Here is a 19,313-nt window from a genome sequence, read left to right as displayed (position 1 = left end):
TTCTTGTAGATGAGATACAAGAAGATTTTTCCTCATGCTCCTCATCTTTCAGGTTATACACCTGCTGGAATTAGCACCGTTGAATGAAAGTTATCATTCAGGTTGCCGGGCATCATAGGGCCAGTCCCTCAGCCGCTCTGGATAAGAAGTTCCGTATTTAATTGAGAAAATCATAACAGATCATGGGGGGGTTTGTCAAGGGGAAAATGAAAAAAAATGAAAAAATTTTATGTATTAAGTAATTGACAATTTCGATTTTAAGTATTAATATTAAAATATTCTTATCACGAGAGATTGAGGGACAGGCCCTATGAAATCCGACAACCGGCAATTGTGTATCGGTGTCAATTCCTGCAGAATAGAATCAAACAAGTTTTGCTGTTTATGTAAAAAAAGTTTTTAAGCGTTGAACTTGTTATTTGCAGCATAGTTGATTTTAAAAGAATCTAAAGTTAACATGAATCTGCTGTGAAATTAATTCTGAAAGATAAGAAGGATTGGCTTTTTATGAAGTTATAAGCTGCTTTTCTTTCTTGTAGGAAGGCAGTTTTTTTATATGATTAATTGAAAATTCAGAGTCCCAACTATATTCAAATACCAAATCTGGCTGATTTTTATATATTGTGAATTGGATAAGTGTGGTGACCTTCGAATAGATCAATGTCTAAATGATAAAAAATGTATTATAATTATGACTATAATGTTAAAGAGAAATTAGTCGTCTATTATAGATATATGAGAAGTATAAGTTGTATTTGAAAAGGGGTGGAGTAAATGGTATTCAGAAATCCATTGGACAAATTTGACAAAAAATTTATTTTCTTTGACGGAGCTATGGGAACCATGCTTCAAAGATCAGGTCTTCAACCTGGAGAACTTCCAGAGATCCTAAATGTGACCAATGCTGAAATAATAAAAAAAATACATAGAGGATATCTGGAGGCAGGAGCGGATATAATAATATCCAATACTTTCGGAGCTAATGAACTTAAGTACAATTCTTCAAATTATAATATAGAAGATGTTATTACGGCCGGAGTGAAAATTGCAAAGGAAGAGGCGGCCTGCATGGGAAAATTAGTTGCTCTGGATCTGGGTCCAATAGGCCAAATAATGGAGCCAGCAGGTAATTTGAGCTTTGAAACGGCATATAAATTATTTAAAAATCAGGTTATTGTAGGTAAAAAAGCTGGAGCAGATTTGGTTTTAATAGAAACTATGTCTGATCTTTATGAAACCAAAGCAGCTATTCTTGCAGCCAAGGAAAATACAACTCTGCCGGTGTTTTGTACAATGACTTTTCAGCAGGACGGCAGAACTCTTATGGGTACGGATCCCAAAACAATGGTGGTTACATTGGAAGCGCTTGGGGTGGATGCACTTGGTGTAAATTGTTCTCTTGGACCATCTGAACTTCAGGGAATTGTAGATGAAATATTGGAGTATTCATCTATACCTGTTATGGTGCAGCCTAATGCGGGATTACCTAGGTATGATGGAAAGAATACAATCTATGATATAACACCAGAAGAATTTTCAAGAAATATGGCTATTATGGCGAAAAAAGGAGTTAGAATTTTTGGAGGATGCTGTGGTACCGATCCTGAATTTATAAAAGCTACTGTCAGTGCCCTTGAAAATATACAGCCTATTGATATAAAAGAAAAGGACTATACTGCAATTTGCTCTTCTACCAATACTGTAATTTTAGGGGAAGGTATAAAGATTATTGGTGAAAGGATCAACCCTACAGGAAGAGAGATATATAAAAAACAGTTAAAAAGTGGAGATGTAAGCTATATAGAAAAAGAAGCTGTAACTCAAAAGGAAGAGGGAGCTCATATATTGGGACTTAATGTAGGACTTCCTGAAATTGATGAAGTTAAAATGATGGAAAAAGCTATAAAGGCTATACAAAAGGTAGTGCGATTGCCTATAGATATCGATAGTCCAAATCCTAGTGTATTGGAGGCGGGAGCTAGAGTATACAATGGAAAGCCCATAATAAATTCTGTTAATGGAAGAAAAAATATCATGGAGAAAGTATTCCCAATAGTAAAAAAATATGGGGGATGTATAATAGCACTTACTATAGATGAAAAAGGAATACCAGACAGTGCGGAGGGAAGAGTTAAAATTGCAGAAAAGATAATTAAAACTGCAGCCTGTTATGGAATTAATAAAAAGGATATAATAGTTGACTGTCTTACGCTTACTGCTTCGGCACAGCAGAGGGAAGTCATGGAAACGGTAAAAGCTGTAAAACTTGTAAAAGAAAAATTTGGAGTAAAAACTGTATTGGGAGTGAGCAATATATCTTATGGACTTCCAAGAAGATGTATATTAAATAGGACTTTTCTTGCTATGGCGCTTGATGCTGGTTTGGATCTCCCCATTATAAATACTCAAGATCAGGGGGTTAAAGATGTTGTAGCTGCTTTTGAAGTTTTGGCGAATCTGGATAAAGAAGCAGATAATTATATATCCATATATGGGAGCAAAAATGATGTATTATCCAAGAATGATAAAGAAGATAAGGGTGAAAGTGAAGGAGATTTGAAATCGGCCATTATTGACGGAATAGAAGATCGGGCTGTAAGAATAACGTCACAGCTGTTAAAAAATAAAATGGCAGAGGAAATAGTTAATTATAATATAATTCCTGCCCTGGATGAAGTGGGGAGAATGTATGAGTCACAGGATATATTTTTACCACAGCTCATACAGTCAGCGGAGACAGTGAAAAAATCTTTTGAGATAATAAAGAAGAAAATACTAGAAGATGGAGAAAAAAATATAGAAAAGGGGAATATAGTATTAGCTACGGTAAAAGGCGACATACATGACATTGGAAAAAACATAGTGAAAGTACTTATGGAAAATTATGGATTTGACGTAATAGATTTAGGCAGAGATGTGGATATAGAGAAGATAGTGAATACTGTAAGAGAAAATGATATAAAGCTGGTAGGGCTCAGCGCACTTATGACCACTACTGTGATAAATATGAAAAAAACCATAGATGCTTTAAGAGAAAATGAGCTTCAATGTAAAATTGTAGTGGGAGGGGCAGTATTAAATCAAAATTATGCAGATATGATAGGGGCAGATTACTATGCGAAGGATGCCAGAGAAGCTGTAAAAATAGCAGAAGAAGTTTTTTCGGTATAGAAGATATATTCTTTAAATTAATGAAATTTTTATAGAATATTGCTTGCATTTAATGTAAAATATATTTGAGAAAAAAATTAAAACCGGTTTGGGGAGATAAAGATGAGTGAAAAAATTAATGAAAAAATTGCAAAGTATGTACCGGAAATAAGAGGGACACTTAGAGATCATATGATAAATCTCCCTCTTGTTATGAGAGAAGCTAGTGGAATAAAGGTTTTTGGAAAGAGAATAAAATCTCTTGCGTTTACTACTGATATAGCAATCATAAAGAACATAAATGCAGATGCAATTTTGGCGGTATATCCTTTTACGCCTCAGTCCGTTATAACGGAAGCTCTTGTTGCGGCTTCTGACGTACCCATATTTTGTGGTGTAGGAGGAGGACTTACCACGGGAAAACGTGTTATAAATCTGGCTCTTAATGCTGAATTTACGGGGGCTATGGGGGTAGTGGTCAATAGTCCTACATCTAATGAAATTGTAAGAGCTGTAAGAGATTCCATTGATATTCCAATTATAGTTACGGTAGTTTCTGAAAGGGATGATATTGGAAAGAGGATAGAAGCAGGTGCTTCAATATTAAATGTGTCTGCGGGTAAAAACAGTGCGGATTTGGTAAGAAAAATAAGACAACAATATGCTGAATTTCCTATAATAGCCACAGGAGGAAAAACAGAGGACAGTATCAGAGAAACTATAAGGGCAGGTGCAAATGCCATTTCATATACACCACCTTCGACGGCTGAATTATTTAAGGAAACCATGGAACGATACAGAAAAGCGTGAGAACAATGTATAGTACTATTTCATCACATCAAGTTTAAATAAAAATTGAATCTTTTTAGATTACGGGAATTAAACTGGAAATATAAATTTTAGATTATATTTTCAGTTTTTTTGTTACTAAAAGTATTGCATAATTATAATAATATATGTATAATTATTATATATTTAACCTAAGGAGTTAAAGTTTTTATTATTTGAAAAGAGGAGATATAAATGAAAAAATTGAAAAAAGTGATGACAATAGTATTGTCAATAGCCTTTACAACAGTGTTATTAGCAGGCTGCGGCAGCAGTAGTAATTCACAAAGCGGACAAGATTCGCAAAATACTTTGGAAAAGGTAAAAAAAGCAGGTGTTTTAAAAGTAGGGTTGGAGGATTCTTTTCCGCCAATGGAATTTAGGGACAACCAAAATGCACTTAAGGGATTTGATATAGATATGGCAAATGCTATAGCTAAAAAAATGGGAGTAAAAGCTCAGTTCGTTGGTACTGAATTCAATGGAATAGTTCTGGCACTTAAATCCGGAAAATTTGATGTAATAATATCAGGAATGAGCATAACCGATGATAGAAAAAAACAAATAGATTTTTCTGAGCCCTATGTACAAAATTATCAGATTATAGTTACCAAGACAGGAAATACTTCTATTAAAGGTTCAAAGGATTTAGACGGTAAGAAGGTGGGGGTAGGACTTGGTACCACCAGTGAAGAAGTAGTTAAAAAGTTTAAGAATATAAAGGAAGTAAAAAAATATGACAAGACTACAGAGGAACTTCAGGATCTTCTAATAGGAAGACTTGATGCAGTAGTAGTAGATGAACCCGTTGGAAAATACTATATATCCAAGTCTGATAAAAAGGATCAATATACTGTTCTAAATGAAAGGTTGAGTAAAGAGCCTATGGGAATAGGATTTAAGAAAGGCGACAAAGAGTTAGAAGCTGAGGTACAAAAAGCATTTAACGAATTGAAGAAGGATGGAACTATGTCTAAGATTTCCACAAAGTGGTTTGGAGAAGACATATATAAATAATATATACGAAGAGGAAGTGGATTGGATCAGTGAATATAGGATTTATTAATGATATACTGCCTATTTTATTAAAGGGCAGTGTAATGACTATGGAGCTTACAGTAATTACTTTGATATTGGGAACACTTCTTGGTATATTTTTAGCACTTTTGAAATTATCTAAAAATATTGTGCTTAAATCACTATCAGGTTTTTATACATGGATATTCAGAGGCACACCTCTATTATTGCAATTGTTTTTCTTTTATTATGGATTACCTTTTGTTGGAGTAGAACTTACACCTTTTTCAGCGGCAATACTGGGACTTGGACTCAACTGCGGAGCCTATATGGCGGAGATAATAAGGGGAGGAATTCAATCTGTAAACAAGGGACAATTTGAAGCGGCAAAGGCACTTGGATTTAGTTATGGAGAAACTATGAGAAAGATAATACTTCCCCAAACCTGGAAAATCATAATACCGCCTGTTGGAAATGAATTCATATCCATATTAAAGGACACTTCCTTAGTATCTACTATAGCAATGGTGGAGCTCATGAGATCGGCCCAACAGATATATGCCAGCAGTTTTGATCCAATATCAGTGTTTCTTACGGCAGCAGTGTTGTATCTTGTAATGACCACTGTATTTACCACTGTATTTGGAATGTTTGAGAAAAAATTGGCCGTTTACAGTTAACTGTAGAACATTTAAATTTAATTTGGAGGTGTAATCTATGGAAAATACAGCTTTAGACAATCACATGGATTTAGATAAAAATAAATATATGATAGAAGCCACTCATTTAACCAAGAGTTTTAATAATTTGATGGTTTTTAAGGATCTCAGCATAAAAGTGAAAAAAGGTGAGGTTTTAGTGGTAATAGGAGCTTCTGGTTCAGGAAAAAGTACTCTATTGAGGTGCTTAAATCATTTAGAGGAATTGGACAGTGGTTCTGTAATTATAGAAGGAGAAAAATTAAATCCTAAGGATAAAAAGATGATAAGAAGAATAACTACAAAGATGGGGATGGTCTTTCAAAGTTTTAATCTGTTTCCACATATGACAGCTATTCAAAATGTTATGGAGGCTCCACTGGTAGTCAAAAAGGAGAAAAAATCAGAAGCACAGCTAAAAGCCAGAAAGCTGTTGGCTAAAGTTGGCTTAAAAGACAAAGAAAATTTTTATCCTTCAAAGCTTTCAGGAGGTCAGCAGCAGAGAGTCGCTATTGCAAGAGCTCTTGCAATGAATCCAGATATAATGCTTTTTGATGAACCTACGTCTGCACTGGATCCAGAGCTTGTAGGAGAAGTTTTAAATGTAATGAAGGATTTGGCTAAGGATGGGATGACTATGGTAGTTGTAACTCACGAGATGGGTTTTGCAAAAGAGGTTGCTGACAGAGTTATATTTATGGATGGTGGAAAAATACTGGAGCAGGGTACTCCAGAACAGGTATTTTCACATCCGAAAGAGGACAGAACAAAAGCTTTTTTGGATAAGGTTATTAAGTGATCTTTAGATTTTATCAGAGTTCAAATATCAGAGTTAAATTCTGGTATGTTTTTGGATGTTGCCGAAAATAATCATTAATTGTGCATTGTTAATTGTGAATTTATAATAAATTGGAGGTTAAATTTATGAAGGATAAAGTGGTATTGGCGTATTCAGGAGGATTAGATACTTCAGTTATCATTCCTTGGCTAAAGGAAAATTATGATATGGAGGTTATTGCGGCTTGTATAGATGTAGGACAAGATGATGACATGGAGCAAGTGAGGAAAAAGGCTCTCGAAACAGGTGCTTCTAAAGTATACATTGAAGATATGAAAGAGGAGTTTGTAAAAGATTATCTTTTTAAGGCAGTAAAGGCTAACTTATTGTATGAAGGAGCTTATATGCTTGGGACATCTCTTGCAAGACCTCTTATGGCAAAAAAACTTGTAGAGATAGCACATAAAGAAGGGGCTAAATGTATATCTCATGGATGTACTGGTAAGGGAAATGATCAGGTGCGTTTTGAAGTTGGGATAGCAAGCTTTGATCCAACAATAAAGATAATAGCTCCATGGAGATTATGGAATATAAAATCAAGAGAAGATGCCATAGATTATGCAAACTCCAAAGGAGTGGAAGTAGCTGCAACTAAAGAGAAAATATATTCAAACGACAAAAATATTTGGCATGTAAGTCATGAGGGCGGAGATCTAGAGGATCCGCGAAATGAGCACAAAACAAGTATGTATTTTATGACTACTACACCTGAAAAGGCAAAAGATGAAGACACATATATAGAGCTCTATTTTGAAAAGGGAGAACCTAAAAAATTAAATGGACAGGAATTAGATCCTGTTACCATGATGGAAAAGTTAAATAAAATAGGCGGCGAAAATGGAATAGGAATAGTGGATATGGTGGAAAATAGACTGGTTGGGATGAAATCCAGAGGGGTATATGAAACTCCAGGTGGAACCATACTCTATGCTGCTCATACTGCTCTTGAAAGGTTGACCATAGATAAAGATACTTTTCATTATAAACAACTGGTATCCCAAAAATATGGGGAACTTGTATATGACGGGCTTTGGTTTGGAAGCCTGAGAAAGGCATTGGATGCTTTTGTTGAAGCTACTCAGGAAAATGTAACCGGAAATGTAAAATTGAAATTATACAAGGGGAATATATTGACAGCATCGATAGACGCTCAATATCCTCTATTTAATGAGAGTATATCTTCTTTTGGAGCCAGTGATTTATATGACCATAAGGATGCGGACGGCTTTATTAAATTATTCGGCCTTCCCTATAAAATTAAGGCTGCAATAGATAAAGATAGGAAAAATTAACCATGAAACTTTGGGGTGGAAGATTTAAAAAATCTGAGAGCAAGCTCATGGAAGATTTCAACAGTTCTCTGGGTTTTGACAGACGGCTTTACAAAGAGGATATAGAGGGAAGCATGGCCCATGTAAAGATGCTTTCCAAATGTAGGATTTTAACTCAGGAAGAGGGCAGAAGTATATTAGAGGGATTGAAGTCCATATTAAAAGATATAGAAAGTGGAAAATTGAAAGTAGAGGGAGACTATGAGGATATACACAGTTTTGTGGAGATAAATTTAATAGATAGAATAGGTCAGGTGGCAAAAAAATTACACACTGCCAGAAGCAGAAATGATCAAGTTGCAGTGGACTTTAGATTGTACGTTAAGAAAGAAGCTCAGGAGGTAGTTCAAAGTATAGAGATACTTCAAACTGCAATAAAAGATTTAGGTGAACGAAATAATGTTATAATGCCAGGATATACTCATCTTCAGAGGGCTCAAGTAGTAACATTTAAGCACTATATAATGGCGTATTATTCTATGTTATCAAGGGACAAAAATAGAATTTTAAATGCTGTTGAAATTATGGATGAAAGCCCTCTTGGATGCTGTGCACTGGCAGGTACGACTTATGATATAGATAGATATTTTACTGCTAAAGAACTGGGATTTAGAAAACCAGTAGATAATTTTTTAGATGGTGTAAGTGACAGGGATTACGTCCTGGAGATGTTATCAGACTTTTCCATATTGATGATGCATTTAAGCCGTCTTAGTGAGGAACTTATATTGTGGAGCAGCAAAGAGTTTGATTTTGTACAAATAGATGATGAATTTTCCACAGGAAGCAGCATAATGCCTCAAAAAAAGAATCCTGACGCTGCAGAACTCATAAGAGGCAAAACTGGGAGAGTATATGGTTCACTTATGGCACTGCTTACCACTATGAAGGACATTCCTCTTGCCTATAATAAGGATATGCAGGAAGATAAAGAACAGTTTTTTAACTCCTTAGATACTATATTAAGCTGTTTGAAAATAATGAATGGTATACTCTCCACATTAAAAGTCAATAAAGACAATACTTTTAATGCTGTTAAGAAAGGGTTTCTAAATGCTACAGAAGCAGCAGATTATTTAGTAAATAAAGGTATGGCTTTTAGAGATGCCCATAAGGTTATTGGCGAAATTGTACTTTACTGTGAGAATAAAAATAAATCCATTGAAGATCTTCAACTGGAGGAGCTGAAAAATTTCAGCACTTTGTTTTCGGAAGATGTATATGAATTTATAGATTATAGAAATACGTTAAACAGAGGAATCAAAAAAAATCTTAAATAAGGGTATATTAAAAAGTGGAAAGTTTTTAAAAATTAACTTTCCACTTTTTAATACCTAAACTTCTTTTGTATGTCTGCTTTCTGTTTCTTTTCCAAAAAACGAAAGAGCATATAATCCTCCAAGACCTACTAGAGCATACAATATTCTTGTAAATGAAGACATTGTACCAAATAGTGATGCTATAAGATCATATCTAAAAAATCCAATTAGTCCCCAGTTGAGAGCACCTATTACCACCAATATTAGTGCAATAATGTCTAATGTTCTCATATTCACATCTCCTTTTTATTTTATATAAACTATTATTTACAAATTGTATGAAATTTATAAGGTAAAATAAAAAGAAGATGAAAGACTAATTTTTGTTATATGACTCATTACTTAATATATCTATATTTATGCTCCTATCCACAGGCTGAAATAGGGATATTATAGTGTCAGTCCTCTGTATTCCATCTACAGATTGAATCTTGTTCATAAGTAGATTCTGTAAATCTGTTATATTTTTACATACAACTTTTACAAAAATAGAGTAAACTCCAGTAGTATAGTGAATTTCAACAATTTCTTTTATATTTTCCAATTGCTCGAGGACACCTTTAAAAGATTTGGCTTTATCTAAATAAATACCTATAAAGCCACATACATCATAGCCTATCTTGGAATTATCTATTATAAGCTTAGTACCTTTTATTATATTCATGTCCTGCATTTTTTTCATTCTAACATGAATGGTTCCACCACTCACATGGCATTTTCTAGCTATCTCTAAAAAAGGAGTTCTAGAATCCTTTAAAAGAATATCAAGAATTTGCAGATCTAAATCATCTAATCCAGAAACTTTTAAACTCAATTGAATCCCCTCCTTCACGATCTAATTATTTTAATTTTTATTCCCCCAAATAATATTATAGCAGAAATTTTTATTAAATTAATAATTTAAAACGTTATCATTGATTAATAATTTATAAACTTTTAATGAATCATGTATATAAATATTATATTGATAACAAAATACAAATTCTATTATTAATATTGCAAGATACTTAAAAAAGTATTATTATATTGTTAATGAAGAACATAAAAAAGTAAATGAGTAGTAAATTTATATAACTATCAAAGGGGGACGTATGTAATGAAGACGTATGTATTAAAGGATGAAAGAAAAAAGGAGTTAAAGCTTTTGGACAAGGCATTACAGAAAATATCGAGAAAAGAACTGCCTCATATACTTCATGTGCAGCAGGCTATATTGAGAGCATCCGATGAATATATGTATAAAAAAGGTGTGACTAGGATCATGCCTATAATGATAGCACCTATTACGGATACATTAAATCATGATGTAGAGGATTGTGAATTAAAATATGAGGGACAAAAATTTAATATAACGAAATCGATGATATTTCATAAACAGATAATGTTATCCAGCCCATATCTTGATAAAATATATATAGTATCTCCTAATGTAAGGCTTGAGCAGGAAGAGGAAGGAGATAAGAGACACTTATTTGAATTTACTCAGGTTGATTTTGAATTCAAGGGAGCAAGTATGGATGATGTATTTGAATTTCAGGAGGGACTTGTCAAATATGTATTTGATTATATAAAGAAAGAATGTGCAGATGAATTCAAAACTTTGGGAATTGGAACATCACATCTAGATGTAACTATACCGTTCAAGAGATATACTACTCAGGAACTTAAAGCAAAATATGGAGATGATTTCGAAGAGATAGCTTCAAAAAAGGCAACTCAACCATTCTGGCTCATAAATCACAAGAGAGAATTTTATGATGCTGAGGATCTGGAAAAGCCGGGTACTTATAGAAACTATGATCTGATATGGCCTTATGGATATATAGAAGGTCTGAGCGGAGGAGAAAGAGAGTACAAGTATGATAGAATACTTACTAGAATGAGAGAACTTGGTGTAGATGAAAATGCTTTTAGAAATTATATTGAACTTGCAAAAGAGGGTAAAATACCTAAAACTGCAGGAGCTGGTTTTGGAGTAGAGAGAATGACTAGATTTGTATGTCAGCAGAAGGAAATTGATGATGTCACTGTGTTTACAAGGAAACCTGGGGAAACTTACTTATTTTAAATAAAGTGGCTGTTATATAAAATATTAAAGTTCAGAGTTCAAACTTCATTCAAATATCATGGTTCAGAGTTCAATTGTCAAATTTGGCGGATTTTTGGGTTTAACCGAAAATCTTCATAAATTGTGCATTGTGAACTGGGAATTGTCTAAGTTTGCACTTTGAACTTTATTTATTATCAAAGGGTATTGATATAAACTGTAAAGTATATGATAATATAAAGGACAGAAAAATTTAAGGGAGGTAATAAAATGCCTTTATGGTTAAATGTAGTAATACAGATATTGTTTATTGCAGTAATATTTTTAGTAGTGTATAATTTTTTAAAATCTCATGTGTTATATAAATTTCACCCTAATAGATGGTTGATTCTAGCCTTATCTATAGCATCGTTTATTTTACCACCAGTTGTAGCAGCTTATTTTAGATATAATTTAAATGGGACGGTATGGCAGTATGTGTTTTCTGCTGCATTTTTAATTTTTTTCCTGTGGTTTATAGATCTAAAAAGCGGAGCTATATACAATACTGGTAAAAAGAATGCAAAAGATATAAAGATAAAACCTAAAGCCAAGCCAAATAGAGTTAATCATAAAAAGAATAATAAGAAAAATAAAAGGTAATTTTACATATTTTTCAATAGATCGCATCAAATATCGCTTTTTCATAAGAGATCTTGATGCGTTTTATATTATTCTGAACATTTAAAATATTACAATAAAATCGTTGACAAAGTAAGAAAATACACATATAATTGAGATAACATATAGATAACCTGTATATACATGACTATTTGTAATTTCGGGGGTTATTAATTGATATTTGTTTGATATTATTTATTTATAAGGGGAGGTTATAATATGGGGAAATGCAGCGGGGAACTACAGCAAGAAAGACAGGAGATTTTTCATAATTTGTATGAAGGAAAAATTCCCAAAAGAGTACCTATTGCAGCTTGGGTGACAGTAGAATTTGCGATTCAATATGCGGGGCTTGATATTTTGAAAGCACAGTGGAATCCAGGGCTGCTGGAAGATGCATTTAGAAAAGTTGCTGATGATTTTTATTCAGATATATTTCCAATACGTGATGCCGTGCGGTTTCCAGTGTTTTATCAAATGTTAGGTGCTAAAAATTTTGTAATGGGATCCAATGGTTTTTTGCAGCATCCAGAAATATCAGCTATGCATTCTGACGAATATGAAGCTTTTATAAAGTCACCTATGGATTTCATTTTAGAAACTATTCTTCCAAGAATATATTCGGCACTTGACACAAATCCAATCAGTCGATCTTTAGTAATGGCAAAGGCTTATAAAGCTCATTGTGATACGGTGGGATTCTTAAATGGTGTGATTATTCCCGATCTTGAAAGGGAATATGGAAAATATCAGGCTCCGTTGCAGTCTTATGCTATGACTGCAGTTCCAATGGACTTTATTGCCGATCAGCTTCGAGGATTTAAAGAAATCAGCCTGGATATACGTAGGAAACCTAAACAGCTTACTGAGGCCTGTGAAGCAGTTTGTGATATTATGTTGAAACGAGGTATACCAGCACATCCGTCAATTTATAATTATACTTTTATTCCATTACATATGCCGCCTTATATGCGTACAAGGGATTATGAAAAAATTTTTTATCCAACTTTTAAACGTACCATAGATGGAATTGCTGCAGCGGGTGGAAAATCTTATCTTTTTCTTGAACAAGATTGGTCTAGATTTCTTGATTCACTTTATGATTTACCGGAAAATACGATTTTACGTTTTGAATACGGAGATCCAAAAGAAATAAAGAAGAAATTAGGAGAACGTCATATTATTACAGGACTTTATCCTCTAGGACTATTGCAGACCGGTACGAAACAACAGTGTGTTGACAAGGCAAAAGAACTCATTGATATTCTTGCACCGGGAGGAAAATATTTTTTTGATTTTGATAAAAATATTATTACTGTCAATAGTGTAAACATTGATAATTTGCATGCTGTTTTAGAGACATACCATACCTATGGTGTATATTGAGAAATAGAGGAGGAGAGAAAATGAACAGCAAATATTTGCAAGATTGGGAAGAATATAAGAGAATGTGTGAGAAAGTAGGTTATCCAATTCAGGAGAGGGAAGAAATCTACATGAAACCAGTTCTTGAAAGTTATGATATGGAAATTAGAGATTTTATCATTACTTTATTGCTCTGAATAAAATTTTCATATATTGATGAAATCGTTGACAAAACAGAATATCAAGTATATAATTTAAGTAATATATAACAAGTATATACAAGTTGAGGTTTACTAGAAACTAGGAATGGGGGATTTCAAGTGATTATTATTGGAGAAAAGATCAATGGAACAATTCCAAGCGTAAAAAAAGCTATAGAAAACAAAGATGAAGAATTTATCAGAAATAGGGCAGTTAAACAGGCGGAAGCTGGGGCAGATTACATTGATGTATGTGCAAGTACTGCTCCTGAAGTGGAACTTGAAACATTAAAGTGGCTTATGGATATTGTTCAAGATGCCGTAGATAAACCTCTATCTATAGATAGTCCTAATCCCAGGACCATTGAAGCTGCTTTTAAATATGCTAAAAAACCTGGGATAATAAATTCTGTGTCAAAAGAGGGTGATAAATGCAGCATTATATATCCTATGATTAAAGGTACGGAATGGCAGGTAATTGCACTTACCTGTGACAATAAGGGTATTCCATCTGATGTGAAAACCAAGGTGAATATAGCCAGAGATTTAGTAGAAGAGGCGCAAAAATATGATATAAAGCCAGAGAGAATTCATATAGACCCACTGGTTATGGCTCTTGCTACAGAAAATACTTCTCTGCTTGATTTTATTGAAGCCATGAAATCTATAAAATCCATATATTCTACTATTAAAATCACATCGGGTTTAAGCAATATTTCATTTGGAATGCCTCTTAGAAAATTTGTGAATCAAAATTTCTTGACCATTGCCACTTTTATGGGTATGGATTCTGCCATTATGGATCCCTGTAATAGAGAAATTATGACGGCTCTTCTTGCAACTGAAGCACTTATGGGAAAAGATAAATACTGCAGAAAATTCTCAAATGCCTATAGAAAAAATAAAATTGGACCAGTAAGGGAGAAATAAGTATTTTGAAATATTTTTGGTATGTTTAAGTAAAAGAAACTTATTTAGAAAGTATACTATTGTCAAAGTTCAGAGTTCAGAATATTTGAGGTTTGATGAATTTTTGATATCGTTCGAACATTTTCATTAAGCCATATTTGGTCTTTGTACTTTGAACTTTAAAATATAGGGGGATTAGATTATGGATTATAAATTGTTAACACAAGCAGTAGGGGATTTGGATGAAGACAAAGTTTTTGAGATGTTGAAAGAATTTGTGAATTCAAATCCGGAAGAGAAAGAGGCTCAAAAAGTTGTAAGTGCATGTCAGGATGGTATGGGAATAGTAGGTGATCTGTTTGACAAGGGTGAATACTTTGTAGGGGATTTGATTTTTGCAGGAGAACTTCTCACAAATGCCATTGATATCTTAAAACCTGTAATAGGTTCAGGAAGTTCCAAGAAAGTGGGAACTATTGTTTTAGGTACGGTACAGGGAGATCTTCATGACATAGGCAAAAATATATTTAAGAGTATGGCAGAAGCGGCAGGATTTGAGGTATATGATATAGGAATAGATCAGCCTGCATCGGCTTTTATAGACAAAATAAGAGAAGTGAATCCTCAGATTGTGGGAATGAGTGGAGTGCTTACACTCGCTATTGACTCTATGAAGAATATAGTGGATGAATTTGAAAAGCAAAATGTAAAGGACAAGGTAAAGATAATTATAGGCGGGAATCCCGTTACGAAGGAAGCTTGCGAACATGTTAGAGCTGATGCCTTCACCACAAATGCTGCAGAAGGTGTAAAAATTTGTCAAGGGTGGGTGAGTTAATATGGCAGATGTAAAAACTTTGGCGCGCGAGAGAACTCAATTATTTAAGGATTTATTTGATGGTAAGATTCCAAAGAGGGTACCCATAAGTGTAAATTTTCCTCTTGAATTTTCCATACAGTATGCAGGTGAGGATCTGGCAGAATCACAGTGGGATACTTCCATGCTTGAAGGAATATTTGAAAAAGTATGTGAAAATTTCGTTTCCGATATACTTCCTGTACAAGCTCTTAGATTTCCACTGTACTACACAATTTTAGGGGCTAGAAATTTTGTAATGAGCTCCAGTGGTTTTTTGCAGCATCCAGAGATCAGTGGTCTGGAGGCAGAGGAATATGATGAATTCATTGAATCGCCCTATAATTGTATTATGGAAAAAATACTGCCTAGAATTTACACTGAGTTAAATACCAATCCAGTTCAAAGATCTCTTGTAATGGCGAAAGCCTTTAAGGCGTTTTATGATGAAGTTAATAATGTGACTGCACTCTATGAGAAACTAATTAAAAAATATGGTTATTCTTCCGCGGGAAATACCAACGGATTTGTCGAAGCACCTTTTGATTTCATGTCAGATCAATTGAGGGGATTTAGAGGTATAACAGGCGACATAAGAAGACGCGCTGATAAGGTAGCAGCAGCTTGTGAGGCTGTAACCCCAATAATGGTAAAGGGTGGAATACCTGCATCGCCTTCAAAATATGGAGGAACTTTCATTCCACTTCATATGGCGCCATATATTCGTACTAAGGATTTTGAAAAATTATATTGGCCTAGTTTTAAGAGAGAAGTTGAAGAATTGGCTGCAGCCGGACAGCCGTCTCTGCTGTTTGTTGAAAATGATTGGACACGTTATGTGGACTATCTATATGAACTGCCTGAAAATACTAGAATGTGGTTTGAGTATGGAGATCCTAAGTTTATAAAAGAGAAGTTAGGGAAAAAACATATTCTTACAGGTTTTTATCCGATTTCCATACTTAAGACAGGAACAAAGCAGCAGTGTATAGATAAAGCTAAGGAGCTTGTGGATATTCTTGCACCAGGCGGGAAATATATGTTTGGTTTTGACAAGGCCATTATAACTGCAGATAGTGTCAAAATTGAAAATCTACAGGCAGTATTGGAATATGTAGCTGAAAATACTGATTATTAGGGGGAATTTGATATGGAAACAGAATACTATAAAACATGGGAAAAGTATAAGGAAAAACATCCTGAAATCGACGAAAAGCTTGAAGGAAAAATGGCTCCTAAAATGCAGCAATATGAAGAAATGATGTTTATATTTGTTCTTAATTTATTGATGTAGTAAAAATTCTCAAACGTATTATATACATTTTATCATATCGAAAGGTTATGAAGATGTTAAAGTAAATATCAAAACTTCAGGTAGTGTAGTAAGTACCGATAAAAAAAGAAACCCATCTTTAGCTGACATGTTTAAAGCGATATTTTTAAATAAACCATTGTTGATTTTTGTATTATCGGATTTTTGCAAACTTATAGGTTATTACTTGTTAATGGCAGCAGCTTTTTATTATTTCAAATATGTGACCAATAGTATTTCTTTACAGCCAATATTTTTATTGGTATTTAATATTGCGGGTCTATTGGGAGCTCTATTTGCAAAAAACATAGTAGCGAGAATTGGAACAAAAATGTCCTATATCGTAGGAGTTAGTGGATATATTATATCTATTGTAGTAGCGTATTTATTTGCAGAAAATCCAGTGGCAGTAATTGCCATAATGGGTGTGGGTCAAGTACTGTTTGGAATATCATACGGACTTACATCTTCATTTTATTCAAATGGGGCCACATATAGTCAATGGAAAACTGGAGCAGATACTAAAGGAGTCATTATGGCATTCTCATCATTTTCTATTAAAGTAAGTATATTGGTTAGAGGTGTTATATTAACAGCTGGATTAGCCGTATTAGATTTTAATGCAAATATGACAAATGTTTTGCCAGAGGTCATATCTGGATTCAAAATTATATTTTTTGGAGCACCGTTTATATTTGGTCTAGTAGCTTTAATTGCAATTTTATTCTATAATCTTCCTGATGGTAAAGTAAAGGAAATGGAAAATGAAATAGCAGCAAGATAAAGTCCAGCGTCTTAAATGACGCTGGAAATAAATATCTCTTATGGACTTAGAACAAATTAATTATTCTAAGAGAGTTATGGCTATAGTAAAAGAAAAATGAGAAATTGAAAAATTTTATCTTGAAATACAGACATTTTGTCTATACCTGATTCTGTTATTTGGGGATTTTCTGCGATCATGGTTTTTTTTGTCTGGTAGTATTTACTTTTAATATCTCTACTTTTGGAAGCAGTGTAATCTGCTTTGTTAAATGCTAAACCAGCTGTTTTTCCTATATTATCCTTATATACTCCATAATCTCTCACTGTTTCTGTTACTGCATTGAAATTTTCAATAACTACATCACCTATTAAGGCACTCTTATCAAGGCCAAAAATGTATTTTCCACCTGGGGCTAGAATGTCAATATATTTTTTAGCTAGATCAATACATTCCTGTTTTGTATGTGATTTTAAATACGAAATAGGATATAAACCAGTGATTATATGTTTTTTCCCAAGCTTGTCTTTAATTAGTTTAGGATCGCCGTATTCAAACTGAATGTATGTATTCGTTGGGAGATCTTGTAAATAATCTAAGTATCTATCCCAGTTATCTTCACAGAAAATTCTGCAGTGAATTCCCATAGAAGCGTATTCATCAAGAAGTTTCTTAAAACTTGGCCACCAGTACTTGGCAAAATATTTTTCTCTCATGAAGGTTGGCATATGAAGTGGAAGAAAAACATGACCATAATCTGATATTACAGAAGGCATTCCTTTTTTCAACACAATTGGGTATAAAGCTTCACATGCATCTGCAACTTTTTGAGGCATTCTTCGAATATCCAGTGATATTCCTTTAAAACTTCGAAGTTGATCTGCTAGAAAATCATAAGGTGCTTCAGTAAATCCACTGGACCCAGAGGGAGGACCTATATAATATCCATACTTTTCAATCATTTTTTTAACAATTGATCCAGTTATATTGTTGTCGTTATTGAAACCTAGAAATGCTTTCATAAAATTAGTCATCATATTTATCGGATCTTTTAAATTCAAAGCTTTATATTGCCTGGGAATTACTTTTTCCATAATACAATCTAAGGGCCTTTCTATCAAATAATCGTATTCATCTTCAAACATGCCGATTACTTCTGGATGTTGGAAAAAACCATTGGATCCCATGACGAAAGATTGGGATTTTAATGTCTGATAATAGGATGGATATCTTAATGCTGACCCCATAGGTACTATATCTGAATATATTAGAGGTACGATATTTTCAACAGCTTTTTCAATTATACTTGGATTCCATTGTGCTTCAATTAAATCTAAGCCACCTAATTTTGCTAATGTTTCAAAATTAAATGATACATTGATTGGAACTCTTTTTGGAATCTTATTGTCAAACACATCAATAAAATTTTGTGTTTTTTCTGCCTGTATTGATTTTATATTACTCATTTACATCACCAACCTAAAAATATTTTTAAAAATTTTTAATAAATGGATTTGAATTCTGTAAATTGTATTGTTTTATGAGAGGAAATTTTATAATTCAGATCTTGTATATACTAGTTATTTATAAGTTTATTATACATACGCATCTTTAATTTGTCAACGATTTCAATAAAATGAAAATTATAAATTTTATAAAAATAATATTATTACTGAAAATTTGCTATTTATTTTTGTAGATCATATCGGAGTACTGACAAACTGAAAAATTAGATATATAATAAAATAAAATACACAGCTGCATAAGTATTTCAATAAAAAGATGATTGAATAGAGACAATGTATTATGTATTGATGGAGGAAAAGATGCATAATTTAAGTGAATTGAAAAAATTGATCATAAAATATGTGGAACAGTTAGATGAAGAAAAGGTAATAAATCTGGCAGATGAAGCTTTGGATAAGGGAATGGATCCTATAACCTTGCTGGAAACTGTCAATATAGGTATGGAGAAAGTTGGGAAATTATACGAAAATAAAGATTACTATATAGCGGATTT

General features: G+C 33.3%; 20 protein-coding genes and 2 riboswitches. Of the genes, 17 read left to right on the top strand and 3 right to left on the bottom strand.

All coding sequences use genetic code 11. The annotated features are described in order from the left end of the window. Positions 1-38: 38 nt before the first annotated feature. Positions 39-148: riboswitch (SAM riboswitch) on the bottom strand. A 130-nt stretch (positions 149-278) separates the two neighbouring features. Continuing rightward, a riboswitch (SAM riboswitch) is annotated at positions 279-364 on the top strand. Between the two features lie 410 nt (positions 365-774). From ACFHWD_RS18375 to argH, 7 genes are all read left to right on the top strand, one after another. Then, entirely contained in the window at positions 775-3,171 is a 2,397-nt protein-coding gene (locus ACFHWD_RS18375; protein ID WP_150358503.1) for a homocysteine S-methyltransferase family protein, read from the top strand. Between the two features lie 102 nt (positions 3,172-3,273). After that, positions 3,274-3,960: a hydrolase gene (locus ACFHWD_RS18370; protein WP_150358504.1), complete on the top strand. Its 687-nt coding sequence runs from the start codon at positions 3,274-3,276 to the stop codon at positions 3,958-3,960. A 213-nt stretch (positions 3,961-4,173) separates the two neighbouring features. Then, positions 4,174-4,995, top strand: a complete 822-nt coding sequence (locus tag ACFHWD_RS18365; RefSeq protein WP_150358505.1) for an ABC transporter substrate-binding protein — start codon at positions 4,174-4,176, stop codon at positions 4,993-4,995. A gap of 29 nt (positions 4,996-5,024) precedes the next feature. Continuing rightward, entirely contained in the window at positions 5,025-5,675 is a 651-nt protein-coding gene (gene ehuC, locus ACFHWD_RS18360; RefSeq protein WP_150358506.1) for an ectoine/hydroxyectoine ABC transporter permease subunit EhuC, read from the top strand. A gap of 37 nt (positions 5,676-5,712) precedes the next feature. Beyond that, positions 5,713-6,492 (top strand): amino acid ABC transporter ATP-binding protein, encoded by a 780-nt coding sequence (locus tag ACFHWD_RS18355; protein WP_150358507.1) that lies wholly within the window; start codon positions 5,713-5,715, stop codon positions 6,490-6,492. A gap of 125 nt (positions 6,493-6,617) precedes the next feature. Next, positions 6,618-7,823 carry an argininosuccinate synthase gene (locus ACFHWD_RS18350; RefSeq protein ID WP_229982020.1) on the top strand — a complete coding sequence of 402 codons (1,206 nt, stop codon included), beginning with the start codon at positions 6,618-6,620 and terminating at the stop codon, positions 7,821-7,823. Between the two features lie 2 nt (positions 7,824-7,825). Next, positions 7,826-9,142: an argininosuccinate lyase gene (gene argH, locus ACFHWD_RS18345; RefSeq protein ID WP_378062844.1), complete on the top strand. Its 1,317-nt coding sequence runs from the start codon at positions 7,826-7,828 to the stop codon at positions 9,140-9,142. Between the two features lie 54 nt (positions 9,143-9,196). Here argH and ACFHWD_RS18340 read toward each other — a convergent pair whose 3' ends face one another. Further along, positions 9,197-9,412 (bottom strand): DUF378 domain-containing protein, encoded by a 216-nt coding sequence (locus ACFHWD_RS18340; protein WP_150358510.1) that lies wholly within the window; start codon positions 9,410-9,412, stop codon positions 9,197-9,199. An 85-nt stretch (positions 9,413-9,497) separates the two neighbouring features. Next, a complete protein-coding gene (locus tag ACFHWD_RS18335) occupies positions 9,498-9,995 on the bottom strand; it encodes an Lrp/AsnC ligand binding domain-containing protein (protein WP_150358511.1) in 498 nt (165 codons plus the stop codon). Positions 9,996-10,277: 282 nt separating this feature from the next. Here ACFHWD_RS18335 and ACFHWD_RS18330 point away from each other — a divergent pair, with 282 nt between their 5' ends. The 9 genes from ACFHWD_RS18330 (at position 10,278) to ACFHWD_RS18290 (ending at position 17,314) form a co-directional block, all read left to right on the top strand. Beyond that, entirely contained in the window at positions 10,278-11,249 is a 972-nt protein-coding gene (locus ACFHWD_RS18330) for an asparagine synthetase A (protein WP_150358631.1), read from the top strand. Positions 11,250-11,498: 249 nt separating this feature from the next. Next, a complete protein-coding gene (locus tag ACFHWD_RS18325) occupies positions 11,499-11,870 on the top strand; it encodes a hypothetical protein (RefSeq protein WP_150358630.1) in 372 nt (123 codons plus the stop codon). Between the two features lie 237 nt (positions 11,871-12,107). After that, positions 12,108-13,274 (top strand): uroporphyrinogen decarboxylase family protein, encoded by a 1,167-nt coding sequence (locus ACFHWD_RS18320; RefSeq protein WP_150358629.1) that lies wholly within the window; start codon positions 12,108-12,110, stop codon positions 13,272-13,274. A gap of 20 nt (positions 13,275-13,294) precedes the next feature. Continuing rightward, on the top strand, positions 13,295-13,450 hold the full coding sequence (locus tag ACFHWD_RS18315; RefSeq protein ID WP_179976923.1) for a hypothetical protein: 156 nt from the start codon (positions 13,295-13,297) through the stop codon (positions 13,448-13,450). Positions 13,451-13,573: 123 nt separating this feature from the next. Beyond that, positions 13,574-14,383 (top strand): methyltetrahydrofolate cobalamin methyltransferase, encoded by an 810-nt coding sequence (locus ACFHWD_RS18310; protein WP_150358628.1) that lies wholly within the window; start codon positions 13,574-13,576, stop codon positions 14,381-14,383. Between the two features lie 178 nt (positions 14,384-14,561). Next, complete coding sequence (locus ACFHWD_RS18305; protein ID WP_150358627.1) at positions 14,562-15,200, top strand: B12-binding domain-containing protein; 639 nt, start codon at positions 14,562-14,564, stop codon at positions 15,198-15,200. Between the two features lies 1 nt (position 15,201). Next, the gene (locus ACFHWD_RS18300) at positions 15,202-16,356 is read left to right on the top strand and encodes a uroporphyrinogen decarboxylase family protein (protein ID WP_150358626.1); all 1,155 of its coding nucleotides are present in this window, start codon (positions 15,202-15,204) and stop codon (positions 16,354-16,356) included. A 12-nt stretch (positions 16,357-16,368) separates the two neighbouring features. Further along, positions 16,369-16,512: a hypothetical protein gene (locus ACFHWD_RS18295; RefSeq protein WP_179976924.1), complete on the top strand. Its 144-nt coding sequence runs from the start codon at positions 16,369-16,371 to the stop codon at positions 16,510-16,512. A 22-nt stretch (positions 16,513-16,534) separates the two neighbouring features. After that, complete coding sequence (locus ACFHWD_RS18290) at positions 16,535-17,314, top strand: MFS transporter (protein ID WP_378062845.1); 780 nt, start codon at positions 16,535-16,537, stop codon at positions 17,312-17,314. 80 nt (positions 17,315-17,394) lie between these two features. Here ACFHWD_RS18290 and ACFHWD_RS18285 read toward each other — a convergent pair whose 3' ends face one another. Then, the gene (locus tag ACFHWD_RS18285; RefSeq protein ID WP_150358624.1) at positions 17,395-18,759 is read right to left on the bottom strand and encodes a uroporphyrinogen decarboxylase; all 1,365 of its coding nucleotides are present in this window, start codon (positions 18,757-18,759) and stop codon (positions 17,395-17,397) included. Between the two features lie 360 nt (positions 18,760-19,119). On the opposite strand from ACFHWD_RS18285, the gene ACFHWD_RS18280 reads away from it, so the two are divergent. After that, a partial coding sequence (locus ACFHWD_RS18280) for a B12-binding domain-containing protein (RefSeq protein ID WP_378062843.1) occupies positions 19,120-19,313 on the top strand: 194 nt, incomplete at its 3' end.

This window comes from Clostridium sp. MT-14, from assembly GCF_042436595.1.
In the GTDB taxonomy this organism is placed as follows: domain Bacteria; phylum Bacillota; class Clostridia; order Clostridiales; family Clostridiaceae; genus Clostridium_B; species Clostridium_B aromativorans.
Note: the sequence above shows the minus strand (reverse complement) of the source record. Positions and strands in the feature narration are given on the sequence as shown.

Excerpts from the sequence above, each read along its gene's own strand:
- ACFHWD_RS18375 (WP_150358503.1), top strand. The coding sequence starts at position 775 with ATGGTATTCAGAAATCCATTGGACAAATTTGACAAAAAATTTATTTTC.
- ACFHWD_RS18370 (WP_150358504.1), top strand. The coding sequence starts at position 3,274 with ATGAGTGAAAAAATTAATGAAAAAATTGCAAAGTATGTACCGGAAATA.
- ACFHWD_RS18365 (WP_150358505.1), top strand. The coding sequence starts at position 4,174 with ATGAAAAAATTGAAAAAAGTGATGACAATAGTATTGTCAATAGCCTTT.
- ACFHWD_RS18355 (WP_150358507.1), top strand. The coding sequence starts at position 5,713 with ATGGAAAATACAGCTTTAGACAATCACATGGATTTAGATAAAAATAAA.
- ACFHWD_RS18350 (WP_229982020.1), top strand. The coding sequence starts at position 6,618 with ATGAAGGATAAAGTGGTATTGGCGTATTCAGGAGGATTAGATACTTCA.
- argH (WP_378062844.1), top strand. The coding sequence starts at position 7,826 with ATGAAACTTTGGGGTGGAAGATTTAAAAAATCTGAGAGCAAGCTCATG.
- ACFHWD_RS18340 (WP_150358510.1), bottom strand. The coding sequence starts at position 9,412 with ATGAGAACATTAGACATTATTGCACTAATATTGGTGGTAATAGGTGCT.
- ACFHWD_RS18330 (WP_150358631.1), top strand. The coding sequence starts at position 10,278 with ATGAAGACGTATGTATTAAAGGATGAAAGAAAAAAGGAGTTAAAGCTT.
- ACFHWD_RS18325 (WP_150358630.1), top strand. The coding sequence starts at position 11,499 with ATGCCTTTATGGTTAAATGTAGTAATACAGATATTGTTTATTGCAGTA.
- ACFHWD_RS18320 (WP_150358629.1), top strand. The coding sequence starts at position 12,108 with ATGGGGAAATGCAGCGGGGAACTACAGCAAGAAAGACAGGAGATTTTT.
- ACFHWD_RS18315 (WP_179976923.1), top strand. The coding sequence starts at position 13,295 with ATGAACAGCAAATATTTGCAAGATTGGGAAGAATATAAGAGAATGTGT.
- ACFHWD_RS18300 (WP_150358626.1), top strand. The coding sequence starts at position 15,202 with ATGGCAGATGTAAAAACTTTGGCGCGCGAGAGAACTCAATTATTTAAG.
- ACFHWD_RS18295 (WP_179976924.1), top strand. The coding sequence starts at position 16,369 with ATGGAAACAGAATACTATAAAACATGGGAAAAGTATAAGGAAAAACAT.
- ACFHWD_RS18285 (WP_150358624.1), bottom strand. The coding sequence starts at position 18,759 with ATGAGTAATATAAAATCAATACAGGCAGAAAAAACACAAAATTTTATT.